Source organism: Flavobacterium anhuiense, from assembly GCF_001705175.1.
Lineage (GTDB): Bacteria > Bacteroidota > Bacteroidia > Flavobacteriales > Flavobacteriaceae > Flavobacterium > Flavobacterium anhuiense.
Genome location: NZ_CP016907.1, coordinates 2388549 through 2405073, shown reverse-complemented (window position 1 = coordinate 2405073; position 16525 = coordinate 2388549). Strand labels below are relative to the sequence as shown.

Annotated in this window: 14 protein-coding genes; 4 read left to right on the top strand and 10 right to left on the bottom strand. The window is 34.3% G+C overall.

What is annotated here, in order from left to right:
* Positions 1-10 precede the first annotated feature (10 nt).
* The 10 genes from BB050_RS21860 to hpt form a co-directional block, all read right to left on the bottom strand.
* On the bottom strand, positions 11-793 hold the full coding sequence (locus BB050_RS21860; RefSeq protein ID WP_083219825.1) for a hypothetical protein: 783 nt from the start codon (positions 791-793) through the stop codon (positions 11-13).
* Positions 793-1479: a YjjG family noncanonical pyrimidine nucleotidase gene (locus BB050_RS10355; RefSeq protein WP_066033519.1), complete on the bottom strand. Its 687-nt coding sequence runs from the start codon at positions 1477-1479 to the stop codon at positions 793-795. The genes BB050_RS21860 and BB050_RS10355 overlap by 1 nt, the downstream gene beginning before the upstream one ends.
* A 3-nt stretch (positions 1480-1482) precedes the next feature.
* The gene (radC, locus tag BB050_RS10350; RefSeq protein WP_066033518.1) at positions 1483-2172 is read right to left on the bottom strand and encodes a RadC family protein; all 690 of its coding nucleotides are present in this window, start codon (positions 2170-2172) and stop codon (positions 1483-1485) included.
* Positions 2173-2321: 149 nt separating this feature from the next.
* Positions 2322-3677: a UDP-N-acetylmuramate--L-alanine ligase gene (locus BB050_RS10345; RefSeq protein ID WP_066033517.1), complete on the bottom strand. Its 1356-nt coding sequence runs from the start codon at positions 3675-3677 to the stop codon at positions 2322-2324.
* 66 nt (positions 3678-3743) lie between these two features.
* Entirely contained in the window at positions 3744-4430 is a 687-nt protein-coding gene (locus BB050_RS10340) for a tetratricopeptide repeat protein (protein WP_066033516.1), read from the bottom strand.
* An 82-nt stretch (positions 4431-4512) separates the two neighbouring features.
* The gene (locus BB050_RS10335) at positions 4513-6657 is read right to left on the bottom strand and encodes a S46 family peptidase (RefSeq protein ID WP_008464250.1); all 2145 of its coding nucleotides are present in this window, start codon (positions 6655-6657) and stop codon (positions 4513-4515) included.
* A 233-nt stretch (positions 6658-6890) separates the two neighbouring features.
* On the bottom strand, positions 6891-7892 hold the full coding sequence (obgE, locus tag BB050_RS10330) for a GTPase ObgE (protein WP_008464249.1): 1002 nt from the start codon (positions 7890-7892) through the stop codon (positions 6891-6893).
* Between the two features lie 87 nt (positions 7893-7979).
* On the bottom strand, positions 7980-9203 hold the full coding sequence (locus BB050_RS10325) for a hemolysin family protein (RefSeq protein ID WP_008464248.1): 1224 nt from the start codon (positions 9201-9203) through the stop codon (positions 7980-7982).
* A gap of 253 nt (positions 9204-9456) precedes the next feature.
* Positions 9457-10029: an adenylate kinase gene (locus BB050_RS10320; protein ID WP_008464247.1), complete on the bottom strand. Its 573-nt coding sequence runs from the start codon at positions 10027-10029 to the stop codon at positions 9457-9459.
* Positions 10030-10095: 66 nt separating this feature from the next.
* Positions 10096-10626, bottom strand: a complete 531-nt coding sequence (gene hpt, locus BB050_RS10315; protein ID WP_066033515.1) for a hypoxanthine phosphoribosyltransferase — start codon at positions 10624-10626, stop codon at positions 10096-10098.
* Positions 10627-10812: 186 nt separating this feature from the next.
* Here hpt and BB050_RS10310 point away from each other — a divergent pair, with 186 nt between their 5' ends.
* The 4 genes from BB050_RS10310 (at position 10813) to BB050_RS10295 (ending at position 16341) form a co-directional block, all read left to right on the top strand.
* Positions 10813-12084, top strand: a complete 1272-nt coding sequence (locus BB050_RS10310) for a PQQ-dependent sugar dehydrogenase (RefSeq protein ID WP_066033514.1) — start codon at positions 10813-10815, stop codon at positions 12082-12084.
* A 219-nt stretch (positions 12085-12303) separates the two neighbouring features.
* Entirely contained in the window at positions 12304-14406 is a 2103-nt protein-coding gene (locus BB050_RS10305) for a TonB-dependent receptor (protein ID WP_066033513.1), read from the top strand.
* A gap of 23 nt (positions 14407-14429) precedes the next feature.
* Positions 14430-14981 carry a hypothetical protein gene (locus BB050_RS10300; RefSeq protein ID WP_066033512.1) on the top strand — a complete coding sequence of 184 codons (552 nt, stop codon included), beginning with the start codon at positions 14430-14432 and terminating at the stop codon, positions 14979-14981.
* A 208-nt stretch (positions 14982-15189) separates the two neighbouring features.
* Positions 15190-16341: a 5-(carboxyamino)imidazole ribonucleotide synthase gene (locus BB050_RS10295; RefSeq protein WP_066033511.1), complete on the top strand. Its 1152-nt coding sequence runs from the start codon at positions 15190-15192 to the stop codon at positions 16339-16341.
* Positions 16342-16525: the final 184 nt, after the last annotated feature.

Here is a 16525-nt window from a genome sequence, read left to right as displayed (position 1 = left end):
ATTTTGCATTTTAGAATTTAACTACAATTTTTTCTGAAACTAATTTATCATTCTGATAAGATTCAAAATACCATTGTCCATCTTCTTTCAAAATCAAAGAACCTTGAACATTATCTTTGGAAGCAATATAAACATTTGGTTGCGATGTTTTAAAAAGCTTCATAACCACTTTTGGTGTTTTATCAATCAATTGGTAACCTGATTCTGTAGGTTGAGCATACAATAAATTTGGATCTTTTAAATCTGGCGAGGGAGCTGCCGGAGTTGCTGCCAATTTTACTGCCGCTGCCGCAGGAGCAACAGAGGCTGTTGCTGCCAAACTTTCTGCAGTAATTTTCTGTGCAACTTTAGCCGAAGCAACAGATTTACCGCTATATTTATAATGCAAAGCATAAACTGATGTAAAAGCATTGTCTAACGCTTCTTTATAGGCAACTTCATATTCTTTTTCTCTACTTTTACCTACCTCCGATGTATAAACCACCTGTCCGTAACAATCCTTAAATTCAACAAAAAGTTTAGTTACCAAAAAAGCATTATCTTTTTTCACGTCAATATACAAAACTTGACAACGATCAGTATAACCATCAGGAAGCTGTTCATTTGAATAAAAAGCCTCAAAACCAGCTTTAACTAAATTTGCCTTGCTCAATGTAGCCAAGCGGTATTGATTATCGGTTTTAATAAAATCATATCTCAAAGGTACAATTACAGCTTTGTAATCATTAATAGATTGCGCAAATCCAACAACTGAACATAAAATTGCTGCGAGTAAAAATTTAATCTTCATCATTATAAATATTTTTTTAGTTCTAATAAATGGTTAATTTGTTTATATTCTCCCGAAACATCAACTTTTTTCTCATTAAAGAAAATAGCATCCAGACCTGCATTTAAAGCTCCATTTACATCAGCTTCAAAGTCGTCTCCAATCATTATACTCTTTTCTTTTGAAGTTTTTGCCAAATTTAAAGCATAGTCAAATATAATGCTATTTGGCTTTTTAACCCCTGCTAATTCCGAATTTGTAATCGTGCTAAAATAACCTCCAAGCGATGCATTATTAATTTTCTTTTCCTGCACATGTGCAAATCCGTTTGTAATAATATGGAGTTTATACTTCGGCTTTAAATATTCCAAAACTTCAATTGCTCCATCAAAAAGATAATTATTATCAGTAAGAAACTCAATATAGTCGTTGGCAATTTCCAAAATATTCTCTTCTGAAATCACATAATTCAAAGCATCAAATGAATACTTTAAACGATTATAACGTAACTCTTGATGCGTAATTTTATCATTCTGATACAATCTCCAACATTCTTGATTGATGGGAATATATTCCTTAATAAAATCTTGAGTAATGATTTCTTGATATTTACTTTTAAAAATTCGATCAAAAGCCATTTCTGAGTTTTTATCAAAATCCCAAAGAGTATGATCTAAATCAAAAAAGATGTCAGTAATATTGGTGTTCATGTATTAAAAAATTCCTTCATCTACAAAACTATAATATTTTGATTCAGTAATAATAACATGGTCTAAAACTTTAACATCTAAAATTTCTCCTGCAGTTTTAATTTTTTTGGTAATTTGTTTATCAGCACTACTTGGAACTAAACTTCCAGAAGGATGATTATGGCACAAAATCAAGCCTGTAGCCCCATTTTCTAAAGCTAATTTAAAAACCAATCGTATATCTACAATTGTTCCCGCGATACCTCCTTTGCTTAATTGTGATTTATAAATTACTTTATTAGAATTATTAAGAAAAAGCACCCAAAATTCTTCATGTGAAAGTTCTCCAATGATGGGTTGCATAATATCAAATACACCTTTACTTGACGTTATTTTTTTGACTTTTAAAACATCTTCTATTCTTTGTCTCCTCCCCAATTCTAAAGCAGAAACAATTGAAACCGCTTTTGCCTCCCCAATCCCTTTAAATTGCATCAATTGAGAAATAGACATTTTTCCCAAAGCAGTTAGATTTTTTGTAGAGGCTAAAATTCGTTGGCTTAATGCAACTGCAGATTCGTTACGACTTCCTGAACCAATTAAAATTGCTAATAATTCAGCGTCACTCAAAGCATCTTTTCCTTTGAGCATTAATTTTTCACGTGGTTTGTCATCATCTGACCAGTTTTTAATAGCGAAATGTCCTACTTCCATAATAACAGTTTAAAGAAGCGAAGATATTAAAAAAGAAGAAAATTCTTTCAATTAACTACAATTAGAAAATGTACCAATTTGATAATTATCTTTTTAAAAAAAAGTGCCAACTGCAAAGCAATTGGCACATTATCAAATTTCCTAATTTTCTAATTAATCAAACCTTTTACCTCATCAAAATTCAAACCTCCATAATTTCCAGAGCTCATTAATAAAAGTGCTGAATTGTCCAAATTCAAATTAAATAGATACTCTTTAAATTCAGCAGGATTAGTATAAATAATTAGATCTTTTCTATTAAATGCAGTAGCAATCTGATCATAAGTTACTTCTTCCAACTGTTTTATTTTTACTGCGTCTGGCGAGTAGAAAACAACAGCAACATCAGCATATTCTAAAGCACCTTCATATTCTCTCAAAAATGCAGCGTTTAAACTGCTGTAAGTGTGCAATTCTAAACAGGCCACCAAAGTTCTGTTCGGATACTGCTCTTTAACTGCTTTTGTTGTCGCAGCCACTTTACTTGGAGAATGTGCAAAATCTTTGTACGCTACTTTACCTTTTCCTTCAGCAATTTTTTCTAAGCGTTTAGAAGCGCCTTTAAAACTTGCAATTGCTTCGTAGAAATCAGCTTCGTCAACGCCCATATTTTGACAAATCCATTTTGCTCCCGCTAAGTTATTTAAGTTGTGCGCTCCAAAAACTTCAATCGGCATATCGCCTTCTGGAGTTTTTAATAAAGTCACGCCATCGCTTACTGAATATTCTGGAGTTGAATATGCAATTTTTCTAATCGGATTTGTTGCTGCCTCAGAAACACGCTTTACTTCTGGATCATTTTCGTTGTAAACCAAAATTCCGCCATTTGTAATTTTTTCGATAAAAATCTCAAACTGCTCGACATAGTTTTCATACGTTGGAAAAACATTGATATGATCCCAAGCAATTCCAGAAATCAAAGCAATATTTGGCTGATACAAATGAAATTTCGGACGTCTGTCAATTGGAGAAGATAAATACTCATCGCCTTCCAAAACCATAAAATCATTTTCTTCAGTTAAATGAACCATAGTGTCGAAGCCTTCCAGCTGCGCCCCTACCATATAATCGACAGCGATATTATGATAATTCATAACATGCAAAATCATCGAAGTAATTGTTGTTTTTCCGTGTGACCCCCCAATTACAACACGGGTTTTATTTTTAGATTGCTCATATAAAAATTCTGGATACGAATAAATTTTCAATCCTAATTCTTGCGCTTTCAACAATTCAGGATTATCTGCTTTTGCATGCATTCCTAAAATAATCGCATCAATATCTGCCGTTATTTTTTCTGGAAACCAACCCAGTTCAGCTGGCAAAATTCCTTTTTTCTCTAATCTTGATTTTGATGGTTCAAAAATAGCATCGTCACTGCCAGTAACTTGATATCCTTTGTTATGCAATGCTAATGCTAAGTTGTGCATTGCACTTCCGCCTATCGCGATGAAATGTGTTTTCATTTAAATTCCAATTATTAAATTCCAAATTCCAATTGTATGCAGAATTTGCATTTTGAGATTTTTATTTTAAGCTTCGAATTTTCGTTTTAAATCCTGTGCTTTTTTTGTGTCTTTTAATTTGTTCAAATATAAATTATATAATTTTTGAAATGTGACTTTTGAATTGCCAATTTCATGTGCTTTTTTGTAATTTTTTTCGGCCGAATCATATCTTTTGAAATATTCATCAATCCGTCCTTTTGACAAATAACCATCAATTGGAGAAAACTGCGCCAATTCATTTGAATATGCAAGTGCTTTTGATTCGCTTCCGCCTAGAATTCCAGGCAATTGCAAATAAATTTCGATTAATGCCCATCTGGCTTGAACATGTTTCGGGTTGAGTTCAATTGCTTTCTCAAAAGCTTCTTTCATATCACCGACCATCCCAAAAGCTTTTATTTTATTCACTTCCAAAGAATGCATTGCCAGACAGCCCCCATATTTAAAAAAATAATCAGCCACAGTTGGCTTCAAATCTTTTAGTTTTTTGAAATATTCTGCGCCCTTCACCCAAGATTTTTGGTGCGCCGAAATTTCACCCAAATACTCCAAAGTTTTTATATCTGACGGATTATTTTTTAAAATTCCCTCGAAAAGCAATTGGGCTTCACTGTATTTTTTTGACTGAAATAATTTTTCTGCTTTTTCAAAATTAGATTGCGACCAACAATACATTGGAACAATTAAAAAGAAAAGTAGCAGCTTTTTCATATATCAAAAATAGGGAAATATATAAAACAAAAACCCGACAAGTTTCAGAACTTGTCGGGTTAATTTTATATAGAAATTGAGATTATTTGGCAATCGTCAATTCGTCAATAATGTTTTTAGCTCCAGCGTATTTGTCGATAATCCAAAGCACATAACGAATATCTACGTTTATTGTTCTTTGTAATTTAGAATCGAAAATAACGTCTCCAGCCATAGCTTCGATGTTACCGTCAAAAGCAATTCCGATTAATTCTCCTTTTCCATTAAGAACTGGTGAACCTGAATTACCTCCAGTAATATCATTATCTGTTAAGAAGTTTACTGGCATGTAACCTGCTTTATCAGCATATTGCCCGTAATCTTTTTTCTTGTTTAATTCTAATAAACGAGCTGGCAAGTCAAATTCCTGATCTCCTGCTTTGTATTTTTTAACCATACTTTCCATTGTAGTATAGTTGTTGATTTTAGCATCGTTACGAGGATCAGCTGGTAAAGCGCGAACTTTTCCGTAAGTCAATCTCAATGTAGAGTTTGCATCTGGATATTTAATTGCGTTTAATTTAGACTCTCTTAAACCTTCAACCAATTTACGGTAAGCTGTTGCAAAACCATCATCAGCTTTTGCTTGGTCGTCTGTTTTAGAACGGTATTTAGTCAATAAATCATTAGAAATAATATACAACGGATCATGTACAATTGCCAATGGTTTTGGATCAGCTAAAAATGCTAATACTTTTTCTTTAGTTGAAAAATAACTTATTTCAGTTGCTTTTGCTACATCAGCAGTAAAGTCACCATTATTAGCCGTTTTCATTTTTGCAATTTCTGGAGCAAGTCCGTACTCAGCAGCTTTAGAAGCATATAAATTCAATTGGGCTGTTAGAACATCTTTTTCTAATGGAGCATAAAAATCTCCATAAATGCTTTCTACCATTGCATTGATTTTAGGAAGCATTTCTGCTTTCTTAGCGTCGTTTTCTTTGTAATAAGCAATCAATGCATTTCCTAAATTAGCTGGTCCTGTGGCATAAGCAGAAGTACGTAAAAGCTGAGTCAAATAATTATCATGGCGCGCTTTTAAGTTTGTTTCTCTGTAATAATCGTTGATAGTCGGAATTACATTCTCGTACTTTTCTTTATTAGCAGGTTTGCTCGCCCACTCATAAAATTTATCTTCTTGTTCTGCTTTTGTATCAACCGTTCCTGCTTTTGTTAAAGCATCGATCATACCTTGACGGTTTTTCCAGTAGTTTGCAGTCGAAGCATATTTAGAAGCATACTGTAAACGAACAGTTGCATCTTTATCCATATACTTTTTCATTACATCCATTCCTGTTTTTGCACCTTCAACCCATGCAGGATAAGCGTATTTAATGTTTTGCTCGATTCCTCCAGCTGGCATCCAACGGTTTGTTCGTCCTGGATAACCTAAGATCATCGCAAAATCATTTTCTTTTACACCTTTTAAACTAACAGGTAAATAATGTTTTGGTTTTAAAGGCACATTGTCTTTTGAGTAAGCAGCAGGATTTCCGTCTTTATCTGCATACACTCTAAACATAGAGAAATCTCCTGTTTGACGAGGCCATTCCCAGTTGTCTGTATCTCCACCAAATTTACCAACGCTTTCAGGAGGAGTTCCAACTAAACGAACGTCTGTGTAATCTTGGTAAACAAAATAGTAATATTCATTTCCTTGAAAAAAAGGACGAACAGAAACTGTGTACTTTCCGTTTTCGCTATTTTCTTTTTCGATCAAAGCGATTTCTTGCTGAATGATTTTATTTCTTTCAGTTTCTGTCATGGTATCATTTACTTTTGACAAGATTCTTTTTGAAACATCATCCATACGAACGAAGAAACGAACAAATAAAGATTTTGGTTTCAATTCTTCAGAACGGCTTTTTGCCCAAAAACCATCTTTCAAATGATTTTGTTCTGCAGTCGAAAGTTCTGCAATCGCGCCGTATCCGCAGTGGTGATTAGTCAATACCAAACCAGTATTTGAAACGATTTCGGCAGTACATCCTCCATTGAATTGTACAATCGCATCTTTTAAACTGTGGTGATTAATACTGTAAATTTCTTCGGCTGTCAATTGCAAGCCCATTTTTTCCATATCTCTATGGTTCAATCTTTCGATAAACATCAAAAACCACATCCCTTCATCGGCTCTCATTGGGAAAGCCATAAGGCACATGGTCAAGAATAAAATTACTTTTTTCATGTTATTTTGTTTAAGTGATGCGAATATAAGCCATTTTGACAATTATCTCAACCTAAACAATCTTAAAATTAAAAATGATACTATATTTTTAGCAGTTTATTACGAATTTAACAGTATAAAACAAAAAAGGTGCTCTGAGAACAGAACACCTTTTTTGAAAAGTTACTATGATACTAAGCAATTAAGATTCTAAGTTTTCTCTTTTGAGCTTAGAATCTTAGAAACTCAGAATCTTATTCATTAAGCATTTTCCAAAGCCTGTCTTTCAAATCTGTTAAACCTTGCTGTGCAACAGACGAAATAAACATATACGGAACATCTTTGAATGAAACATCCAATTCAGCTTTTAGTTCAGCTTTTAATTCATCATCCAGCATATCGCATTTTGAAATCACGACAAGACGCTCTTTGTCCAACATTTCAGGGTTGTATTTAGTCAATTCGTTAACCAAAATATCATATTCTGCTTTAATATCTGCCGTGTCAACAGGAATCAAAAACAATAAAGTTGAGTTACGTTCAATATGACGCAAGAAATAATGCCCAAGACCTTTTCCTTCTGCGGCTCCTTCAATAATTCCAGGAATATCAGCAATTACAAAAGATTGAAAATCTCTGTACGCAACAATTCCTAAATTTGGCTTTAAAGTCGTAAACGGATAATCGGCGATTTTAGGTTTTGCAGAAGTCAAAACAGATAATAAAGTAGATTTTCCAGCATTTGGAAAACCAACTAAACCAACATCTGCCAAAACTTTCAATTCCAAAATCACATCCATTTCTACACCCAACAAACCTGGCTGTGCATAACGAGGTGTCTGGTTTGTAGAACTTCTAAAATGCCAGTTTCCTAAACCTCCTTTTCCTCCTCTTGCCAGAATTTGTTTTTCTCCGTGTTCTGTAATTTCAAAAAGTGTTTCTCCAGTTTCTTTGTCTTTTACAACAGTTCCTAGTGGCACTTCAATGATTTTGTCTTCTCCGTCTGCTCCTGTACTTCTGTCAGAACCTCCATCTCCACCGTGACCTGCTTTAATGTGACGTGCAAACTTTAAATGAAATAATGTCCAGAGTCCTTTATTTCCAACCAAATACACATGTCCTCCGCGACCGCCATCTCCACCGTCCGGACCACCTTTTTCAATAAATTTCTCTCTATGTAAATGCGTAGAACCTTTTCCTCCTTTTCCGGAAGAAACATATATCTTAACGTAATCTACAAAATTTCCTTCTGTCATTTTTTCTTGTTTATGTATAGCTTCATGTTTCAAGTTTCAAGCCAACAGAACGTCAACTAACTTGAAACTTTAAACTTGAAACAAATTTTACTCTTTTAATGCTTTCACAAGCACTTTATCAATCTTAACACCATCCATATCGACAACTTCCAAGATGAATTTCTGCCAAATCAGTTTTTCACCTTCTTTTGGAATATGTGAAAGTTCAGTCATAATCATTCCGCTTACGGTGTTTACTTCGTAATCGTTTGTCAGTTCGTCTAACTCGAAATACGTTAAAAAATCGTGTAACGAATAATGTCCGTCAACCAACCAAGAACCGTCTTCTCTTTCTATAAGCTGGAATTCGTCTTTGTAAAATTCTGAGGCATCTCCAACTAAAGCTTCTAAGATGTCATTCAGCGTAATCATACCTTGAAAAACACCATATTCATCAGAAACTAACGCGTAATGAACTCCCGTTTTCTTAAAATTTTCCAACGCTTTATAAGCCGTTGTCTGCTCCATCAAATAAGGCGCTTCAGTTATAATTGATGAAAAATCAAAATTATCATTTTCAATATTGGCAAATATATTTTTCAGTGTAGCAACTCCAACTATATCATCATAATTATCGTTGTACACCGGATAAACCGCATGAAGATCCTGAACAACCAGCTCTTTAATTTTTTCTTTGTCGGCTTTTAATGGCAACATGTCAACCGACTTGCGGTGCGTCATTAAAGAATTTACTTTTCTATCTCCAATATGAAAAACACGCTCCACAATATCTTGTTCAATTTCTTGAACTTCTCCAACTTCTGTTCCTTCTTTAATAATGGCTTTAATTTCTTCCTCGGTCACTTTTCCGTCAGCAGTTGGCTTGATTTGAAGAACATTCAATAAAAAATCTGTTGATGAAGTCAACAGCCAAATAAATGGTGCCGTAATAATAGAAATCACTTTCATTGGCATTGCAACCATTTTAGCGATAGCTTCTGGATAATTTAATCCGATTCGTTTTGGAAGTAATTCTCCCAAAACCAATGAGAAAAAAGTTAAAACTACAACTACAATCCCCACCGCAATTGAATGTGCGTAAGGTTTTAGAACTGCAATTCCTGCCACAAAAAGTTCAACATCTGCTGTGATTTTGTCACCAGAATAAATACCCGTCAAAATCCCGATTAAGGTAATTCCGATTTGTACTGTAGATAAAAACTTATTTGGGGAGTTGGCTAAATCGAGTGCCGTTTTAGCACTTTTGTTGCCTTTTTTCGCTGCTGTTTCCAACCTGTTTTTACGGGCCGAAATCAAAGCGATCTCTGACATGGAGAAAACTCCGTTTAGTAGAATTAGAAAAAATATTATTAGTATTTCCAATTGATAGGGGGATTCGTTATAAAATAGTCTCGTTATATAATTTGTAACCGTAATCTAAAATAGCCCAGATGGAAGAGAAGAGCCCAGAGCTAAAAAAACTAATTTTTCTTGCCAGAAAACAGCGACCGCAGGAAGCTCGTTTTATGGTATAGAAAAATAGTTTTTTTAGCGAGGACTCGTAACGTACAGCTGGAAAAAGCTTCTACAAATTATCTATAACTGACGTTAAGCGCTCTGTAATTTGTTCGATAGTTCCAATACCGTCTACAGCATGAAACTTACCTTGTTCTTTATAATATCCAATTAGAGGAGCTGTTTTCTCATTGTACTCCTGATATCTCACACGAATTTTTTCTTCGTCCTGATCATCAACTCTCCCGCTTGTTTTTCCTCTCTCTAATAGACGTTTTACCAAAATTTCATCATCAGCTTCTAAAGCGATTGTTGCTGTTACACTTGATCCGATCGTTGGTAAAAATTTATCTAAAGCCTCAGCCTGATTGATTGTTCTTGGGTAACCGTCAAACAAAAATCCTGCTGTATCTGGATGTTTTTTCACCTCATCAATTAACATGGCAGTTGTTACTTCGCAAGGAACCAATTCTCCATTGTCCATAAAAACTCTTGCTTGTTTTCCTAGTTCAGTATCATTTTTTAAATTGAAACGAAAAATATCTCCTGTCGAAAGGTGTGTTAAATTGTATTTCTCTTTTAAAAATTCTGCCTGAGTTCCTTTTCCTGCACCAGGCTTTCCAAATAAAACGATGTTAATCATAATTGAAATGAGTGTTGTTACTTCTGTCTTTCAGAAGTTTTTTAAATGAATATTAGTTGTGTTTTGTTATTCTGCTAATTTGTAAACTTCGGTTAAATTTCTTCCTAAACCATCGTAGTCTAAACCGTAACCTACAATAAATTTATTCGGAATTCGAATTCCGATATAATCTATTTTGATGTCTTTTTTATATGCTTCTGGCTTAAAGAACAATGTCGCAATTTTAAAATGCTTTACATTTTGTGCTTTAAACAAGTGTTTTAATTCTTCGATTGTATTTCCAGTATCAACAATATCTTCTATAACGATGACTGTTCTTCCTGTCAAATCATGGTTAATTCCGATCAATTCTTTAACCGATTCAGAACTTTGTGTTCCTTCATAAGATGCCATTTTGATAAATGAAACCTCACATGGCTTTTTATATTTTTTTAGAAAATCTGACACTACCATAAAAGCGCCATTCAGAACTCCAATAAAAATTGGCGTATCATCTCCAAAATCGTCTTCTACCTGAGCTACCAATTTAGTCAAAGCAAAATCAATTTCTTTAGCCGAAATAAACGGAACAAATTGTTTATCGTGAAGTTGTATCATTATTTTTCTTTTTAAAATAATGGACAAAGATAAAGAATTAGAACTTAACAGCTTCTATCAAAATAAACTGTATCGAGATATTTTTTATGAATGTTAAATATCAGTTAATGTTTACAATTTGTTTTTTGACCCTATTCTAAATTTCAGTAAATTGTTGTGATATAATCATTTAACTTCAAAAAACCGATGAAAAAAACCACAACCCTATTATCTATACCACTACTAGCCTTAATGACTGCCTGCAATGGGCAAGTAAAAAAAGAAGAAAAAGAAGCGCTCGCCAACCAGCCAGGCAATGTTGTAAAAACTGCCATTGGAGATATTACGCTTCCTCCTCCATACGCTACCGAATCTAAAACTAATAACAGTAAAGTAATTGGATGGCCAGCTGGCAAGACACCAAAAGCGCCTGAAGGTTTTACGGTAACCAAATTTGCTGACGGATTCGAAAATCCGCGATGGACTTATATTGCACCAAACCAAGATATTTTTGTAGTTGAAAGTGGAACGAGATCGAGTAAAAATCAAATCACAGTTTTAAGAGATAAAGACAAAGACGGAAAATTTGAAACTCGCGAAGTTTTTATTTCTGGACTCAACAAACCCTTTGGAATGTTAGTTTTAAAAGACTTTTTCTACATTGCCAATACGGATGGATTATACCGCTATCCTTATAAAAACAATCCGCTAAAACTGGAAAGCAAAGGAGAAAAAATACTTGAACTTCCCGCGGGCGGCTACAACAATCACTGGACAAGAAATCTATTGGCAAGTCCTGATGGAAGCAAAATCTATGTTTCGGTAGGTTCTGGAAGTAATAATGGAGAAAACGGAATGGATAAAGAAATCCGCAGGGCAGCAATTCTCGAAATTAATCCTGACGGAACTGGCGAAAAAATCTTTGCTTCTGGACTGAGAAATCCTGTAGGAATGGATTGGAATCCTGTCAATAAAGAATTATGGACAGCAGTCAATGAACGTGATGAACTCGGAGACGATTTAGTTCCTGATTATATTACCAGTGTAAAAAGAGATGGTTTCTACGGTTGGCCATATTCATATTTTGGAAGTATTCCAGATCCAAGAATGAAAGGCCAAAGAAAAGATTTGGTCGAAAAAGCAATTGTTCCAGATGTTCCAGTTGGTTCTCACACTGCTTCACTAGGATTGGCATTTTATACAAAAGAAAAATTTCCGGCAAAATATAAAAACGGAGCTTTTGTTGGACAGCATGGTTCTTGGAACCGTTCTAAAATTTCAGGTTATAAAGTTTTATTCGTTCCTTTTAAAGACGGAAAACCTTCCGGAAAACCAGAAGATTTTTTAACCGGATTTATTTCTGACGAAAACAAAGCCGAAGTTTACGGACGTCCAGTTGCGGTAACGGTTATGAATGACGGATCACTTTTAGTAAATGATGATAGCGGAAATACGATTTGGAAAGTGACAGCGAAATAAAACTCCAAACTAAAAATTCCAAATTCCAACTATAAAAACATTTAAACACATAGAGACATAGTCCCGATTCATCGGGATTGTTTAAAAAGATGTTATTAAGAAAACTAGTTTTCACACATAGTACTATGTGGCTTTTGACAAGTAAAACGCCTTTTTTGCCTCAATCATTGCTATGTTTCTATGTGTTAAAATAAACCGCACTTTAATCCATCTCCTTTTATGCCTTTCAAAAAATATTTTCTTCTTCTTTTTGTTCTTTTTATTTCTAAAAATAGTTCCGCACAAGAAAAAGAAGTTCAAAATATTGATTCAGTCAAAACTCAAAAACTGAACGAAATTTTAATAAGTCCGCTTCATATTAATCGTAATTTGCAAAATAGCCCCGCTTCGATTGGCATTTTATCCGAAAAAGAATTGCTTCGAAACAACACAACAGACATAAGTAATGTCATTAATACTATTCCTGGCGTTTTTATGCAATCGTCTAATATTACCACAACCCGAATTTCGATTCGCGGAATTGGAGCGAGAACTCCATACGGAACCAATAATATCAGAGCTTTTTACGGAAGCATTCCGCTAACATCCGGAAACAGCGAAACCGTGATTGACGATATTGATCTTCAAAACATCAATCAAATTGAAGTTATAAAAGGTCCGCTTTCTAGTATTTATGGCGCTGGATTGGGCGGAGCAATTTTGATTTCGCCAGAAACATTCAATAAATCCAACTATCAAACTGAAGTTAGTTCTGTTTTTGGGTCTTTTGGATTATTGAAAAACAGAGTCGGTTTTAATTTGAATGAAAAAAGTGCTTCTTTAAATCTGAGTTATCATAATTTAAAAACCGACGGCTGGCGCGAAAACAGCGCATACAATCGCGAAGGAATTACGCTCAGTGGTGAATTATTCAGAAAGAAAAACAGCAGACTGACGTATTTTTCCAATTATACTTATTTGAAAGCCTACATTCCGAGTTCGATCAATAAAACCACTTTCGAAAATAATCCGCAAGCTGGAGCACCGACTTGGGTTGCTTCAAAAGGATTCAAAGAATACAAATCGACTTTAGCTGGATTGGCTTATGATTTTAAATTAAATGATCATTTGAATAATTCGACTTCGGTTTTTATCAATTATAAAGACAGCAACGAACCGCGCCCTTTTGATATTTTGCGCCAATATACTTTTGCTTCGGGTGCGAGAACGCAGTTTTCGGGAGATTTTAGTATCGGAAAAATCAAAAATCAATTTATTGCTGGATTAGAATATTTCAGAGATAATTATAGCGGGAATACTTTCGAAAACTTATATCAGCAGAATAATGGAAACGGAAGTTTGCAAGGCGATCAACTTACTGCAACCGACCAGAAAAGGCATTTCTACAATATTTTTTCGCAAATCAGAACTTTGCTTTCCGATAGATTTGAAATTCAAGCCGGTTTAAATTACAACAAAACCAAATTCGAACTTCAGAATGATTTTCCCGCTTCCGCGAATAATCCAAAGGAAGAATATAGTTATGACGGCATTTTTTCGCCACAGCTTTCTTTTTTATTTAAACCGAATGAAATCCGAACTTTTTACTTTTCTGCAAGCCGAGGATTTTCTCTTCCTGCAACCGAAGAAACTTTAACTTCTACAGGAAACATCAATTCTGACATTAAACCCGAAACAGGTTATAATTTTGAATTGGGCGGAAAACTACATTTTTTCAATAAAAAACTTTACACACAAATTGCTATTTACCGAATGGAAATCAAAGATTTATTAGTCGCCAAAAGAATCGGAGATGATCAATACGAAGGTGTAAATGCTGGAAAAACGTTTCATGAAGGAATTGAAATTTCATTAAATCACAATTGGACAATCAATCGAATTTTCAATTTGCATTCTTATGTCGGAGCTTCGATCGGGAATTATGAATTCAAAGATTTTGTTGATAACGGAAATGATTATTCTGGAAACAAATTAACCGGAGTTCCAGCCAATACCGCGAGCGCAGGTTTTAATTTCAATACGAATTCAGGATTTTATTTTTCAGCCGATTTTCAGTTTACAGATAAAATTCCGATGAATGATTCAAATGCCGATTTTTCAGATTCATATTCTTTATTAAATTTAAAAACAGGATATCAATTTGAAATTTTATCGGGATTAAAAGCACATTTAGACGCAGGAATAAATAATGTTACGAACGAAAAATACGCTTCGATGATTTTGACCAACGCTACAGGAGTTGGAAATGCGCAACCAAGATTTTATTATCCAGGATTACCTATAAACTATTACGGAATTATCTCATTAAATTATTTATTTTAGTGGCGTATTAAATTTCAAAGACAATGCTTTCCGAACTGCAGAAAAAACTGGATTATGTTAATGCTTATAGAGAAAACCGCCTCAAAACCGCGCAAGATGTTTTAGAAAACCCTTCACTTTTCAGCGCATTAGTTTCAATTTGCTTTTCACCCGAAGACAAAAACAACCACAAAGCTTGCTGGATTTTAGAATTTGTTTCTTACGAAGAATTGCTTTGGCTCCAGCCTCACCTCGATTTTTTCTGTTCCAATCTGAAAGTTTTAAAAGACGAAAGTGCCATGCGCCCGATTGCAAAAATCGTTCAGCTTTTAGTAAAATCACATTATAAGAAAAGCGAAAACAGCATCAAACTCTCCGAAGAAAATCTTCAAGACTGCATTGAAGCCTCTTTCGATTGGCTGATTAACGATACAAAAGTTGCAACAAAAGCATATTCCATCAGAACCTTATATATTCTAGGAAATTATTACGACTGGATTCACCCCGAACTAAAAGTAACAATCGATAAAGATTTCGGAGACCATTCCGCCGCATACAAAGCCGTCGCCAAAGAAGTTTTGAAGAAAATAAAATAGTTTTTAGTTGCCACGACCCGAGCTATATTGAACAGGCGAAGCAATTACACCAATTTGCACAAATTTTTCTTTAAATCAATTTTAAAATTGATTAGTGAAAATTGGTGTAATTCGTGGCAAACAAAAAAATCCTTTTAATCTGTGGCAGAAAAACTAAATTTTGGCTAAAAAAAGATTAAAAAGTATCTTTGCAAAAACACAACACAAAATGAATTATTTTTCTTCTGATTTTAAATTAGGAATATTAGGTGGCGGACAATTAGGCAAAATGCTTTTGTTCGATACCAGAAAATTTGACATACAAACTTACGTTCTAGATCCGAGTGATGAAGCGCCAAGTAAAATTGCCTGCAACAAGTTTTTTCAAGGCGATTTAATGGATTATGATACTGTTTACAATTTCGGAAAACAAGTCGATGTTTTGACTTTCGAAATCGAATTGGTAAACCTTGAAGCTTTAACGCAATTGGAAAATGAAGGTTTAAAAGTATATCCGTCTCCAAAAACCTTAAAAGGAATTCAGAATAAAGGCGTTCAAAAAGAATTTTACGCTAAAAATAATATCCCAACCGCACCTTTCGAAAGATTTGAAAATTTAGAAAATCTAAAATCTAAAATCAGCGATCTAAAATTACCTTTTGTATGGAAATGCACCGAATTTGGTTATGACGGAAACGGAGTAAAAATAGTTCGTCAGGCATCAGATTTAGATACATTACCAAATGTAGAATGCATTGCCGAAACTATGGTTCCGTTCAAAAATGAATTGGCTGTAATCGTGGTTAGAAATGCGTCAGGAGAAATGAAAACGTATCCGGTGGTCGAAATGGAATTTCACCCAGAAGCCAATCAAGTAGAATATGTAATCTGCCCAGCAAGAATCGACGATAAAGTTGCCGAAAAAGCCAGAGCAATTGCTTTACAAGTTTCAGAGAATTTCAATCACGTTGGCCTTTTAGCAGTCGAAATGTTTCAGACTCAGGACGACGAAATTTTGGTAAACGAGGTAGCTCCTCGCCCACACAATTCTGGACATTATTCTATTGAAGCGAGTTATACTTCACAATTCGAAAATCATTTACGCGCTATCTTAGATCTTCCATTAGGAAACACAGACAGCAAAGTGGCCGGAATTATGGTAAATTTAGTCGGTGCCGAAGGTCATTCTGGAAATGTTGTTTATGAAAACATTGAAACCATTTTAGGATGGAACGGTGTTACACCACATATTTACGGAAAAAAACAAACTCGCCCTTTCAGAAAAATGGGACACGTGACAATCGTAAATGAAAATATGGCTGAAGCAAGAAGAATTGCACAGGAAGTGAAGAATACTATTAAAGTGATCAGTGATCAGTAATTTTTTAGTGGTCAGTTAACAAACTCAAAGCAAAATAAACAAATTTATCAGTTTTAATGGATCTTGTAGAAATATTAATGAATCTTTTAAATTTAGACGACAAATCAAATTTGTTTAAAATTCATTTTGAAAAATTCACAAACAAATACGAATATAAAGGAGAAAGGATAAAAAGTTTCATTCT